The organism is Variovorax sp. RTB1 (assembly GCF_035018765.1).
GTDB lineage: Bacteria > Pseudomonadota > Gammaproteobacteria > Burkholderiales > Burkholderiaceae_C > Variovorax.
The window spans coordinates 34,817-47,978 of record NZ_JASJXG010000024.1; the positions used below are offsets into that span (position 1 = coordinate 34,817).

Sequence of the window (13,162 nt, forward strand, 5' to 3'; positions counted from 1 at the left end):
CCCGCTTCTAGAATCCGCCGGTGATCACCGCCCGACTTCGTCGACTCGTCGCAACCCACTTCTTCTGGTGGTGCCTTGCCGGCGTGCTTCTGTCGGCGCTGCAGCCCTTCCTCTTCACGCACTTCTGTCAGGACGGCTGGGAAGACGAACCAGGCTTTCGCATGGCGCTGGTGTCGCTGCTGCTGCCCCTCGCCATCGCGTTACTGCGGTGGCTGTTTCCGCCGGACGCATCTCTTGCGAGCGCGTTCCGCATACCAGCGGCGCGCCCCCGCGCGCGCCTTTCCACACCTCTTTTCAGGCTTCGAATTTCATGACCCTCAGAAACTCCACCCGACGCTACGGCTCACTATCGATCGCTTTGCACTGGCTGATCGTGCTCCAGTTGATCGCGGTCTACGCCTGCATCAATCTCACCGACTTCTTCCCCGAAAACAGCGACCCGCGCCAAGCGCTGCTGATGTGGCACTACATGCTTGGGCTCTCGGTACTCGCCGTCGCCGTGCTGCGAGTCGCAAACCGTTTGTCTGGCCCTGTGCCCCAAGCGTTGCCGGGAATTCCTCGCTGGCAGAACGCCGTGGCGACCGTGACGCATCTCGCGCTGTATGCATTGCTGCTCGCCATGCCCGTGCTCGGCTGGCTCACGCTCAGCGCATCGGGCCAGACGATCCCGTTCTTCGGCGCGACCCTTCCTCCGCTCATCGGACCCGACAAGACGCTGGCGCACCAGATCGAAAAAATCCACGAGACGCTGGGCGTTGTCGGTTACTACCTGATCGGTCTGCACGTTGCCGCGGCACTGTTTCATCACTACCTGCGACGCGACGGCACGTTGCGGCGGATGCTTCCGTTTCTGCGCTCCGAAGACAAGGTGGGCGCATGAAGGCATTCACTCGACACCACGAACGGCATCGGAGCGAGAGCATAGGCTGGCTGCGTGCCGCCGTGCTCGGCGCCAATGACGGCATCGTGTCTACATCGAGCCTGATCCTCGGCGTTGCCGCAGCGCACGGGACGCCTCACAGCGTGTTGGTAGCCGGGCTCGCCGGCCTGGTCGCGGGCGCCATGTCGATGGCCGCCGGCGAATACGTTTCGGTGCACTCGCAGGCCGACACCGAGGCCGCCGACCTGCGAAAGGAAATGGCCGAGATCGATGCAGATTCGAGCGCCGAACACCGCGAACTCGCTGCAATCTATGTCGGGCGCGGACTCGACAGGCCACTCGCTGCAGAGGTCGCGCGCCAGCTGATGGCACACGATGCGCTCGGCGCTCACGCGCGCGACGAGTTGGGCATCTCGACCACTCTGAGCGCCCGGCCGGTCCAGGCTGCGCTGGCATCGGCGGCGAGCTTTTCGATCGGTGCGGCGCTGCCGCTGCTGGTCGCCTGGCTCGCGTCGCCTGCGCTGTTGATCGCGCTGGTGGTCCTGGCGTCGCTGGCGTTCTCTGCGCTGCTGGGCGTGGTGTCGGCGCGGGCCGGCGGGGCGCCGGTGCTGACTGCGGCATGGCGCGTAACCTTCTGGGCGGGTTTGGCGATGGCGATCACCTTCGGTATTGGCTCACTCTTCGGGGTCGCGGCATGACCGACTCATCTTGCGCAACTGCCGCAGCTGAAGGCGCGCAGACGGCCCAAGCCGGCACCAGCAAGCCCTGCAAATTTATTTCCCAAGCTGACTAGCACGTTCAGGTACCAATTGGAAGTGCCTCATAGAATCTCTTCGTGCTTACCGTTCTTCTTCGTCGCCTTGTCGCAACACACTTTGTGTGGTGGTGCTTGGCGGGTGTCGTACTGACCGTTCTGCAGCCCTTTCTCTTCACGCATTTCCGGCAAGACGGCTGGGAAGACGAGCCGGGTTTTCGCGTGCGCAACGTCGAAGCGATGGCGCTGTTTTCGCCAGACGATCGGGACGATCACAGCAAAGAGCTGGAGACCACGCTGTATGTGCCGGCCGCCGCGCACATCGATGTGCCCAATGCCTTTGCGCATGGACTCGATGTGTTGATGGCACTGGTGCTCTTGCTGCTGCCGCTTGCAGTCGCGCTGGTCCGGTTGCTCGTCCCCATCGAGCGCACGATTGTCGAGCGCGTGCCCTACACCAGCGGCGCGCCGCCGCCCACTGTGCTCTGGCGGACCCAGCCGCCGCACACCGCCCCACCTGTGACGACCTGACAAGCGACGTCGCCTGACGTCGACTCCTGTCCGCGCGCGTGTGCAGACAGATTCCTTGTTTTCGGTCGAAAGGTTTCGAGATGATGAATGCCACCAACACGGCGTTGTTGCAATGGATCGCCGCAGGTGACGATCCCAATTCATGGGCACTCCTTGCGGGAAGTGTCTTCGCGTTGTGGGGCAGTGCGCTGTGCGCCGCGGCCGTGCTGTGGGCCGGCTGGCATGCGCGCGCCGAGCGGCCTTACCTTGCAGCAGTGGTCGTCGGTGCGGCACTGGCATCCCTGCTCTCGCATCTGATCGCGGCCTGGCTCAACATGCCTCGCCCGTTCGTGGCCGGACTCGTGCCCGCCTACATCGTGCATGGCCCGAGCGCCGCGCTGCCGAGCACGCACGCGACCGTGATGTTCTTCATCGGCTTCGCTTTCATGTTGCGCGCCGCGTTGCGTCCTGTCGGTGCGGTGGTGCTGGTTCTGGCAGCACTGACCGGATGGGCGCGCATCTATGTCGGGGTTCACTCGCCGATCGACATCGCTGCAGGCATGGCACTGGCGGCTTCGCTCACCGGCGTGCTCGCGTTGCTGGAGGTGCGCCTGGCGGCGTTGATGGCGGCCCGTCTTGTTGCACGACGATCGCGTCCCGGCGAGCTCGCCAACGATGCCGAGTGGAGGGCTTCATGAGGCCGCCGATTCACGCCGGGCCAAGACTGGTCCGCGACGTCACCATCGACGCCATCGACGCGGCCGCGTCGAAGACCGACGTAACGCCGGCTCCCCAACACATCGACGCATCCGAAGCACGCAGCGTGTCATGCGTGATCCCTTGCTTCAACGAGGCGGCCAATCTGCGCGTGCTGTTGCCCCGCCTCGAAGAGATCCTGTGGGCCACGCGTCTGCGCTGGGAGATCATCGTTGTCGACGATGGCAGCACCGACAACACCGCTTCGGTGGTTGCCGCATGGTGCGAGCTCGAAGGCTTTTGCTGTGTCTCGCTGTCACGCAACTTCGGCAAGGAGGCAGCGTTGACCGCAGGCCTCCAAGCAGCGCGTGGCGACGCCGTCATCCTGCTCGATGGTGATCTGCAGCATTCGCCGTCGCTCATCGGCTCGATGATCGAGAAGTGGTCGGCCGGCGCCGATGTCGTCTACGCCGTGCGAGAAGCACGCACCGACGAGGCCGCTCTGAAGCGCTGGGGCAGCCAGCTCTTCTACAAGCTGGTCAACTCGTCTGGTCGCTTCGAACTGCCGGAGGATGCCGGCGATTTCCGGTTGATGGATCGCAAGGTGGTGGATGCGCTGCTGAGCCTGCCCGAGCGCAGCCGGTTCATGAAGGGCTTGTATGCATGGGTCGGCTTCAAGGCGGTGCCGTTGCCCTACACGCCGGCGCCTCGGGCGCAAGGCGTCAGCACCTTCAACATGCTGCGCTTGGTACATCTGGCAGTCGATGGACTGACGTCTTTCACCACCTGGCCACTGCGGCTGGTCAGCATTTTCGGGCTGCTGATGGCTGTGCCTGCATTCGCTTACGGCGTGTTCCTCATCATCGATCACTTCGTGGTCGGGGACGCCGTCTCGGGCTGGTCAACCATCGTGGTGAGCCTGATGTTCTTCATCGGCGTGCAGATGATTTCGACCGGCATCGTCGGCGAATACGTGGCCCGGGTTTTCGAAGAAGTGAAAGGGCGGCCGCTCTACATCGTCAGGAGCGTCACAGGCACCGGGCTGGAAGGCGACAAGAAGTGATGCGGTCGATCCAGAACTCACTCCGACAGTCCTCCTGGCACCGCACCCTCCTCTCCATCGCGATCATCTTCCTATGGCTTGCGGCCACCGCGGGCTTGCGGCGCTTCACCGCGCCGGACGAAGGCCGCTACGCCGGCGTCGCGCTCGAGATGCTGAGAACGGGCCACTGGCTGGTGCCACGGCTCGACGGCCTTCCGTTCTTCCATAAACCGCCGTTGTTCTACTGGATCAGCGCGGCGTCGATGTCGGTCTTCGGCGTGTCGGAGTGGCCGGCGCGCTTGCCATCGGTACTGGGCGCCACGCTGGCCGCCAGCGCGCTGCTCATTTTCGCGCGGCGCTGGGCCGACGGCGTGAGCGCATCGGTCGCCACGGTCGTGCTGTTGACGTTGCCGTTCTTCTACGTCGGTGCGCAGTTCGCCAACCTCGACATGCTGGTGGCCGGCTGCATCGCCGCGACGGTGCTCGCAGCGGCGCACGCTGCACTCGCAAAAGAGCGCGGTGGCGCCTGGCGCGGCGCACTCGCCCTGGCCTTTGCGATGGCAGCGCTGGGCGTACTGGCGAAAGGGCTGATCGGGTTCGTGCTTCCCGGCGCTATCTTCGTGACATGGTGCATCGTGACCCGCCGGTTTCGCGCCGCAGGAATGCTCGCGTGGTGGCCTGGCTGGTGCATTTTTCTGTTGATCGCAGCGCCGTGGTTTGTTGCCATGCAGGTGCGCTACCCAGGCTTCTACGACTACTTCGTCGTGACGCAACACTTCAGGCGCTTCGCGACAGCGGGGTTCAACAACGCGCACCCTTTCTGGTTCTATGGGCCGGTGATCGTCGGGCTGACCTTGCCATGGATTGGCTGGATGGGTTGGCAAGCCGTTGCGCGTCGGCATAGCGGCCACACTCCGATCGCTACCACTGCAAGCGCCGCATTTTCCGATGTCGACTGGCTGATGCTCGTCTGGTTCATCGTGATCGTGGTGTTCTTTTCGTTGCCGAAATCCAAGCTCATCGGCTATGTGCTCCCAGCCCTTCCACCACTCGCATGGTTCATCGCGCGAGCCTTGCGTGCCACGACACCGACGCGGTGGATGACGAGCCCTAAACTGCAATGGACGACCGGCATTGCCGCCGTCATCTGCGTTGCTTCGGTGATCGTTGCAGACCGGCTGGGAACGCCGCCCGGTGCGCGGCTGTATCTGCCCGCCGAGGAGCGCATCGCTGCAGACGATCAGGTCGTGATGCTCGATGCCTACTACTACGAGATCCCGTTCTACTGGAAGCTGAAGCACACGGTCATGGTCGTGAGCGACTGGCAAGACCCTGCCTTGCCGCTGCATGACAACTGGCGCAACGAGTTGAGCGACGCGGGCCGATTCGAGCCCGCCAGGGCGGCCACCACGCTGGTAAATCGAGAAGATCTCCCGCGCGTGCTCTGCATGCCGAAGCGCACCTGGATCGTCGGCTCGTCGGCTTCGTTTCTCACCTCGCCCTGGCTCCTCGACCAGCGCTTTGTTCCGGTTGCGCACAACCAGGAGGCAGCCATCTGGCGCTTCGATGGCCCGCAGCGTCCAAGTGCGGGCTGCGTCGAATTCGGCAAGCCAGCACGCCCATCGACTGGAGATGCGTCATGAGCGACGAACGCTTCTTGTGCATCTGTGCCGACGACTTCGGCCTGAGCGAGGGCATCGATGCGGCGGCACTCGAACTGGCCGAACTTGGCAAGATCTCCGCCATCGGTTGCATGGTTCGGCGCAATTTCTGGCACACCGGATCTCGCAATTTGCGGCGTCTGGACGCCGACCATGTCGACATCGGGCTGCACCTCGACCTGGACTTTCCATCGGCGCCGGGCGGCCGCGATGGCAGCCTGGTGTCGCTCATCGCCATGGCCTATCTGGGTCTGCTGCGCGGCAACCGGTTGCGCGACGAAATCCGTTTTCAGTTGAACAGCTTCGAAGACCGGATGGGTCGGGCGCCCGCCTTCGTTGACGGCCATCGTCACGTGCACCAGTTGCCCGGCGTGCGCGATCTGCTCATTGCAGAACTGATGGGCCGGTACCGGGCGGCACCGCCGTGGTTGCGCAACACGGCGCCTGCCGAGCCAAGCTGGCTGCTGCGCGGCAAGACCGACGCCAAGGCGAGAGTGATCCATGCGCTGGGCGGTGGCGCGCTGCAGCGTCTCGCGGAACAGCACGGCGTTCCGATGAGTCGGTGCTTGCTCGGCGTGTACCCCTTTCCCGCCAAAGAGGGCGACTACCAGCACGCCTTTGCGCAATGGCTGCGGCAATGCCGCAGCGGCGACGTGCTGATGTGCCACCCTTCGCTCGGCGACGCACCGCATGGGTTGCAAGGCCAGTCCACGCCCCACGATGAATCGCGCCGGCGCGAGCACACGACACTCCGGGCGCTCGACCTCGATGCGCTGCACGCAACGACCGGCATCGTCGTGGCACCCCTGTCGCGCGCATTCGGCCGCCACGCGGCGAGCTCGGAAATGCCAGTCGACTTGACAGACTCCCTGCGCGGCGCGCCAGAAGAACTCCGATGGTGACGCAGCCGATCGTGCGGCCGACCATGGCCTGAGCCTTGCATCCGCTACGGTGAAGTTCACTCTGTCATGGGCCTGCATGATCGAGCTTCCCGCGCCAACCGCTGTCGGCATCACCCGCGAGCGGCTCGCCGGAACAGTCGGGACTCTTGCTCACCGACGTCTACGACGCACGCTGGGTCGTGGCGACGATGCATGCACCGGCTGCAGCTCGCACTGGCAGCACGCGAGTCGACTCCGCCAAGGCAATGATGGCGAATAATCGATACTGAAATTGAACTTCAAGGAGACGCATGCTGAAGACGAAGGCTGCAACGGCGTTGTCGACCATCCTGCTGACGGCGATGCTGGCAGTGTGTGCCAACAGCGCGCAAGCCCAGCAAATGAACGTGCAGGGCTTCGCCGTCAAAGGCTGCAACGAGTACCTGCAAGCGCGAGCTGCGCGCAAGGAAGATCCGTGGATCTATTGGGTGCAAGGCTACCTGTCGGGCGCCAACATGGCGAGACTCGACTTCATCATGACGAGTGCCGCGCTGCCGCCGCCGGAGTCGATGGCGCAGTCGATCGAAAGATACTGCCGTGCCCATCCGCTCGGCACGATGCTCAACGCTACCGAAGCGCTCTACAAAGATCTGCTCGCAACCAGTCCGATGCAATTGCCCGCACCGAGCACCAGTCAGCGTCGCAGGCCCTGACCTAGCGAGCGCTTGCGCGCGGTGTGAACCTCAAGCGCCCGACTTCACATCGGCCGGAGCGGGCGGCTTGCTTGCCGCTTCTTCGACCGGCACCAGCACCGCGTTCCCCGTCGCCACCAGCTTCAGTTGACCACCGCCTTCAGGCTCCGCGAACAGCTCCGCAGCCGCAAAGACCTGACGACGTCCGGCCTTGATCACGCGTCCCCTGGCGACGAAGCGGCGCCCCACCGCTGGGGCAAGGCAGTTGACCGAAAAGTGCGATGCCAACACTCGGCCCGACGTCGTTGCCGCAGCAAAACCACAAGCGGTGTCGAGCAGTCCGCCGATGAGCCCTGCATGCAGAAAGCCGGCGTACTGGCCCATGTCGTCGGCGCGCCAGAGCATGCTCAGCTCTGCCTCGCCGTTGCCTGCATGCACGACTTCGAAACCGGCCCATCGATTGAACGAAGCGGTTTGATTGATGGCGTCGAGTGCGTGTCGCATGAGTTTGCCTTTCAGAAGAATCAGGGCTTCACTCTACGAATCAAGACACTCGCGGTGCGTCTCGTGTGCGACCGAAAAGCCATTGGCGGACGCATTTGGGACAGGCCCTTCGAAGCGCAACGGCAATGCCATCGAAACCCGCATCGATTGTTGCCCGCACAGAAACACCGTGTCTCTGATCGGTCGAGTTCAAAAGGCCCCGACGCCCGGACACTTCTCCGCACAGACCTGCAGTCAGCAAGGGCTGTCGAAGCGAACCCAGTCAAACAACATCTTCCGAGGACCGTATGAACAAGCTCCAGATCATCACCGCCGCAGCCGCACTCTCCCTGCTTGCCATCACCGGCGCACAGGCTGAAAATTACACCGGGGTGCACACCCATGTTTCGTCGAAGAACCGTGCCGACGTCGATGCAGAAGCTGTCAGCACCGCGGCTGCGCCCAACCAGAACGTGGCGCGTGGCTCACGCGGTGCGGAAGCCTTCAGGCCGGTCGCCAACCCCGACGCGGTGTACGAAAGCGCGGTCGCAACCGCCCATGCACCCGATCAAAACGTGAGCGGTGGATCCAAGTACAACAGCCGCTTGCTCTCGACGATGGCGCGCCCTGCACCGGCGGTGCAAGCGCAGCAAAGCACGCCTGCTATTGCCAAGTAAGCCCGTCGAGCAGCCGCGCCACAGGTTCAGGGGAACCCGTAGCGCGGTGTTGCTGCCGCACCGCTGCCGTACAGCGCGAGCTTGCGGCAGCCGGCAAAAATCGACTTGGGCGTGAGCCCGTAGACCTGCCGGATCGAGTGACTGAAATGCGTCGAGTCCGGGTAGCCGACATCGAGTGCGATGTTGGCCAGGTTCGCGCTTTGCGTCACGTAGTAAAGAACACTGCGCGCACGCTGCCAGGTTCTGAAACTCCGAAACGGCGACCCCACTTCTGACTTGAACAGATGCAGAAAGCGCGACACCGATAAGTGCGACGCCACCGCACAATCTTCAGCCGAGGTGTGGCTGTTCGGGTCTTGCTTGATGCGGTCCAGCACCGCACGAATGCGGCGATCGATCGGGCGCGTCGGCAAGGCACATCCAAAGAAGTTACGATCGAAATCTTCAGTTCGCCCGTACTGCCGAAGCGCGCAGCGCTTGAAGCGATCCAGCGCGTCGCGCATGGCTCGAAGGGCCGCTGGCGCATCGACCGCACCGCGACCGTTGCGAATGTAGTCAGGCAAGCTTTGGAGATCCACTGTCTCCGATTCGATCAGCACATTGCAGATCATGCGTTCACCCGATGCGATGCGATGCGGCATACCGGCCGGCACCACAGAAAACTCAGTCTCTTGCCACGTCTCACCATCGATGCAGATCTTGTGCGGACATTTGAGCGATACATAGATGGAGATCGCACCGAGTGTGCGCAACGACGGTTCGCCATGCAGCCCCACGTAAAGAACGCGATCGGCGTTGAGCCACATCACGCGCTCCGACGCAGACGATGAAGAAGCCGAAGTCCGCAGGGACGTCCGGGCGTCGATTCGAATCTGTTGCATGTTTGTCTCCTTCGTTTTGATCTGATCGATTTCCGCGCTTCCGCGCGGTCGAAGATTAACGGTACTTCGCCAATTCGAGTTTGCCGATCTGGTTGCGGTGCACTTCATCGGGGCCGTCGGCGAGCCGTAGCAGCCGCGCCGTGGCATAGGCCGACGCGATGCCTTCGTCGTTGTTGGTGCCGCCCCCGCCAAAGGCCTGAATGGTCCAGTCGATGACCTGGCACGCCATCTGCGGCGCCGCCACCTTGATCATCGCGATGTCGGCCTTGGCGACCTTGTTGCCCACGGTGTCCATGCGGTGCGCCGCGTTGAGCGTGAGCAGTCGCGCCTGCTCGATGAGGATGCGCGACTGCGCGATGCGCTCGATGGTCACGCCCTGCTGCGCGATCGGTTTGCCAAACGCCACGCGCGACAGGCTGCGCTTGCACATCTTCTCGAGCATGCGCTCGGCCAGGCCGACGAGGCGCATGCAGTGGTGAATGCGGCCGGGCCCGAGGCGGCCCTGAGCGATCTCGAAACCGCGACCTTCGCCCAGCAACATGTTGGACGCCGGCACCCGCACATTGTCGAAAGTGACCTCGGAAGCACGGTCGGGCACGCCGTAGAAACCGAAGACGGCAATGGCACGTACCACCGTCACGCCGGGGGTGTCGAGCGGCACGAGGATCATCGATTGCTGCTTATGGCGATCGGCATTGTCCGGGTCGGACTTGCCCATGAAGATGGCGATCTTGCAACGCGGGTCGGTCGCGTTGGTCGTGTACCACTTGTGGCCGTTGATGACGTAGTCGTCACCGTCGCGCACGATGCTCGACTCGATGTTGGTCGCATCGCTCGATGCAACGTCGGGTTCGGTCATTGCAAAGCACGAGCGGATCTCGCCAGCGAGCAAGGGCTTGAGCCAGCGCTCCTGATGCTCGGGCGTTCCGTAGCGCGCCAGCACTTCCATGTTGCCGGTGTCGGGCGCCGAACAGTTGAAGACTTCGGGCGCCAGATGCGAGCGGCCCATGATCTCGCAGAGCGGCGCGTATTCGAAGTTGGTCAGGCCCGCGCCATGCGAGGACTCGGGCAGAAAAAGGTTCCAGAGTCCGGCATCGCGCGCCTTGGGTTTCAGCTCCTCGAGCACCGGCGCGACTTTCCACGGGCCCAACTGTTCAGCCTCTTTGTAATAGCGCTTCTCGTTGGGATAGATGTGCTCTTCCATGAAGGCCGAAAGGCGCTTCTGGAGATCCTGGACCTTGGGGGAAAACTCGAACACGAGAACCTTTCGGAGGGTGTTGCAAACAACTACGTTGACTGAAGAACCTGATGCGTTTTCTATGGCGTGCCGCTAGCGCTCGCCGCGCGAAAAGTGCGCTTCGACCTGTCGCCAGGCCGCCTCCGCTATCGGCCGTGCCCGCGCTCCCGTTTCAATGGCTTCGGCGCTGGAGGCCGTGCCATCGCGCGCACGCTTCGAGATGCCATGAAGAATGGCGGCGAGCCGGAACATGCTGTACGTCAGGTAGAACTCCCAATGCGCCGGGTCGATCGGCTCGCGTCCGACACGCTTGCAGTACGTCATCAGGTAGGTGGCTTCATCAGGGATGCCAAGCGCTGCATAGTCGGTTCCAGCCATGCCACGAAACTCAGCTGCCGTGAGGCGCCACGGCAGTGCGTGGTACGCGAAGTCCGCAAGCGGATCGCCGAGCGTCGACAGCTCCCAGTCGAGCACCGCCAGCACACGCGGCTCGGTCGGGTGAAAGATCATGTTGTCGAAGCGCAGGTCGCCATGAAAGATGCACGTCTCGTCTTGCGCACCGGGTGGAACCTGTGCCGGCAACCACTCGATAAGCCGCTCCATTGCAGGGATCGGATCGTCGGCCGCGGCGGCCTGGTATTGCCTTGTCCAGCGGCCGATCTGGCGATCGAAAAAGTTGCCGGCGCGACCATAGTCCGCCAGGCCGACTGCCTTGTAGTCGACGCGGTGCAAGGCGGCGACCACGCGGTTCATGTCGTCGTAGATCGCGGTGCGCTCGACATTGGCCAGGCCCGGCAGCGCTGGGTCCCAAAGGATGCGGCCATCGACGAAGTCCATGACATAGAACGGCGTGCCGATGACATTGGCATCGTCGCAATACCCGCGTGCGCCGGCGACCGGCACATCGCTGCCGCGCAGCGCATCGATCACACGGAATTCGCGGTCGACCGCGTGGGCCGAGGGCAACAACGCGCCCTCGGGCTTCTTACGCAGAACATACCGGTTGCCCGTCGCGTCGAGCACCAGATAGGTGGGATTGGACTGCCCGCCTTTGAATCGACCGAGCGTCAGCGGCGGGCGAAAGCCGTCGATGCGCTCGCGCATCCAGACCTCGAGCCGTGCGACATCGAAGTCACCAAAACCATTCATTACGCACGACCTTGCATGCCAAAATGGTACGAAGAGATTGTCCGACAATCAACTAGGGTTTGTCCGACACCTGACAGATATGCGTGGCATCTACCGAACGGGCTGACCGGCGCAAACGCGGGCCTCAGCGCATCAATTGCCACCCCATGCCGAGCAGCCCGGCGGCCGCGATGACCTTGATGACGCCAACCTTGAAACGGAACAGCGCGATCGCCGCCAGCACGCCGATCACTGCCGCCGCCCATTCGAAGCGCCCCGCCACTCCCAGCGGCCACAGCACATGGACCGCGAAGAACACCGCCAGGTTCACGATGACGCCCACCACGGCAGCGGTGATCGCCACGAGCGGCGCGGTGAACTTGATCTTTCCGTGCGTCGATTCGATGAAGGGCGCGCCGACGAAGATGAAAAAGAACGACGGCAAAAAAGTAAAGAACGTGACCAGCGTCGCGGCGGCTGCACCGGCCAGAAACGGCGAGCCCGCACCAAAGATCTCCTTGCTCCAGCCACCGACGAATCCGACGAATGCCACGACCATGATCAGTGGACCCGGCGTGGTTTCGCCCAGCGCCAGCCCGTCGATCATCTGCGACGCCGTCAACCAGTGCTGCGTCTCGACCGCGCCCTGGAAAACATAGGGAAGAACGGCGTACGCACCGCCGAAGGTGAGCAGCGCGGCCTTGGTGAAGAACCACGCCATCTGCGTCAGCACCGCATGCCATCCGTAGGCCACGGTCAGCGCGCCGATGGTGGCAACCCACAGGCCGATCGATACCGCAGTGACCCGTCGAATGCGCGACCAGCTGAAGATGGCGTGCGACGGCACCGGCGTGTCGTCGTCGATCCATGCCGGCGCCGATGAAACCGCGCCTTGCCCGTGGCCACCGCCGCTCGAAAACTTGCCCGGCGCCCTCCGCCCACCGACATAGCCAATCACGGCAGCCGCCAGCACGATCAGCGGGAACGGCATGTTGAACGCGAAGATGGCGACGAACGCTGCGAGCGCGATGCCGTACAGCCACGCGTTCTTCAGCGTACGCGAGCCGATGCGGTACGCCGCGAAGACGACGATGGCGGTCACCGCGGGCTTGATGCCATAGAGCACCCCGGCGATGGCCGGCACGTGACCAAAGGCCATGTAGACCCACGACAGCCCGATCAGCACGAACAACGAAGGCAGCACGAAAAGCCCGCCTGCGATGACGCCCCCCCACGTGCGATGCATCAGCCAGCCAATGTAGGTGGCCAGTTGCTGCGCTTCCGGCCCGGGCAGCAGCATGCAGTAGTTGAGCGCATGCAAAAAGCGCCCCTCCGAGATCCAGCGGCGCCGCTCGACCAGTTCCTGGTGCATCAGTGCGATCTGCCCCGCCGGTCCGCCAAAACTGATGAAGCCGAGCTTCAGCCAATAAGCGAAGGCCTCGCGGAAAGTCAGCGGAGGCCGGGCTGGCGATGGGGCTGGGGTTTCATCGGTCATATGGACCGCATTTTGGAGGGCGGCGTGTTGCAACGTCCCTAGAGCCTAGGCAGCACCCGATGCTCAGTCTTGTGTCGACACGCTGCGACCCTGCCTTGATGCCCTCAGGGAAACACGGAGGACCGACCCGCGACGGCCGGGCTGA

At 63.6% G+C, this 13,162-nt stretch carries 15 protein-coding genes; 10 read left to right on the forward strand and 5 right to left on the reverse strand.

Going from position 1 to position 13,162, the window contains the following annotated elements; all coding sequences use genetic code 11:
- Positions 1-20 precede the first annotated feature (20 nt).
- From QN397_RS15735 to QN397_RS15775, 9 genes are all read left to right on the forward strand, one after another.
- On the forward strand, positions 21-314 hold the full coding sequence (locus QN397_RS15735; protein WP_323501388.1) for a hypothetical protein: 294 nt from the start codon (positions 21-23) through the stop codon (positions 312-314).
- On the forward strand, positions 311-880 hold the full coding sequence (locus QN397_RS15740; RefSeq protein ID WP_323495311.1) for a cytochrome b: 570 nt from the start codon (positions 311-313) through the stop codon (positions 878-880). Before QN397_RS15735 ends, QN397_RS15740 begins: the two co-directional genes overlap by 4 nt.
- A complete protein-coding gene (locus QN397_RS15745) occupies positions 877-1,578 on the forward strand; it encodes a VIT family protein (protein WP_323495312.1) in 702 nt (233 codons plus the stop codon). Before QN397_RS15740 ends, QN397_RS15745 begins: the two co-directional genes overlap by 4 nt.
- A 137-nt stretch (positions 1,579-1,715) precedes the next feature.
- The gene (locus QN397_RS15750) at positions 1,716-2,165 is read left to right on the forward strand and encodes a hypothetical protein (RefSeq protein ID WP_323495313.1); all 450 of its coding nucleotides are present in this window, start codon (positions 1,716-1,718) and stop codon (positions 2,163-2,165) included.
- 83 nt (positions 2,166-2,248) lie between these two features.
- Positions 2,249-2,842 carry a phosphatase PAP2 family protein gene (locus QN397_RS15755; RefSeq protein WP_323501389.1) on the forward strand — a complete coding sequence of 198 codons (594 nt, stop codon included), beginning with the start codon at positions 2,249-2,251 and terminating at the stop codon, positions 2,840-2,842.
- Entirely contained in the window at positions 2,839-3,903 is a 1,065-nt protein-coding gene (locus QN397_RS15760) for a glycosyltransferase family 2 protein (protein WP_323495315.1), read from the forward strand. The genes QN397_RS15755 and QN397_RS15760 overlap by 4 nt, the downstream gene beginning before the upstream one ends.
- A complete protein-coding gene (locus QN397_RS15765) occupies positions 3,903-5,525 on the forward strand; it encodes a glycosyltransferase family 39 protein (protein WP_323501415.1) in 1,623 nt (540 codons plus the stop codon). Before QN397_RS15760 ends, QN397_RS15765 begins: the two co-directional genes overlap by 1 nt.
- Positions 5,522-6,445, forward strand: a complete 924-nt coding sequence (locus QN397_RS15770; RefSeq protein WP_323501390.1) for a ChbG/HpnK family deacetylase — start codon at positions 5,522-5,524, stop codon at positions 6,443-6,445. The genes QN397_RS15765 and QN397_RS15770 overlap by 4 nt, the downstream gene beginning before the upstream one ends.
- Positions 6,446-6,735: 290 nt before the next feature.
- Positions 6,736-7,137: an HdeA/HdeB family chaperone gene (locus QN397_RS15775; protein WP_323495317.1), complete on the forward strand. Its 402-nt coding sequence runs from the start codon at positions 6,736-6,738 to the stop codon at positions 7,135-7,137.
- A gap of 30 nt (positions 7,138-7,167) precedes the next feature.
- Here the strand turns inward: QN397_RS15775 and QN397_RS15780 are convergent, their stop codons facing one another.
- On the reverse strand, positions 7,168-7,620 hold the full coding sequence (locus QN397_RS15780) for a PaaI family thioesterase (RefSeq protein WP_323501391.1): 453 nt from the start codon (positions 7,618-7,620) through the stop codon (positions 7,168-7,170).
- Positions 7,621-7,907: 287 nt separating this feature from the next.
- On the opposite strand from QN397_RS15780, the gene QN397_RS15785 reads away from it, so the two are divergent.
- On the forward strand, positions 7,908-8,276 hold the full coding sequence (locus tag QN397_RS15785; RefSeq protein ID WP_323501392.1) for a DUF4148 domain-containing protein: 369 nt from the start codon (positions 7,908-7,910) through the stop codon (positions 8,274-8,276).
- Between the two features lie 26 nt (positions 8,277-8,302).
- On the opposite strand, the gene QN397_RS15790 is transcribed toward QN397_RS15785, so the two are convergent.
- From QN397_RS15790 to chrA, 4 genes are all read right to left on the reverse strand, one after another.
- Complete coding sequence (locus QN397_RS15790; protein ID WP_323501393.1) at positions 8,303-9,157, reverse strand: AraC family transcriptional regulator; 855 nt, start codon at positions 9,155-9,157, stop codon at positions 8,303-8,305.
- 55 nt (positions 9,158-9,212) lie between these two features.
- Positions 9,213-10,415 carry an acyl-CoA dehydrogenase family protein gene (locus QN397_RS15795; RefSeq protein WP_323501394.1) on the reverse strand — a complete coding sequence of 401 codons (1,203 nt, stop codon included), beginning with the start codon at positions 10,413-10,415 and terminating at the stop codon, positions 9,213-9,215.
- A 72-nt stretch (positions 10,416-10,487) separates the two neighbouring features.
- Positions 10,488-11,543: a phosphotransferase gene (locus QN397_RS15800; RefSeq protein ID WP_323501395.1), complete on the reverse strand. Its 1,056-nt coding sequence runs from the start codon at positions 11,541-11,543 to the stop codon at positions 10,488-10,490.
- A gap of 124 nt (positions 11,544-11,667) precedes the next feature.
- Entirely contained in the window at positions 11,668-13,017 is a 1,350-nt protein-coding gene (chrA, locus tag QN397_RS15805) for a chromate efflux transporter (RefSeq protein ID WP_323501396.1), read from the reverse strand.
- Positions 13,018-13,162 lie beyond the last annotated feature (145 nt).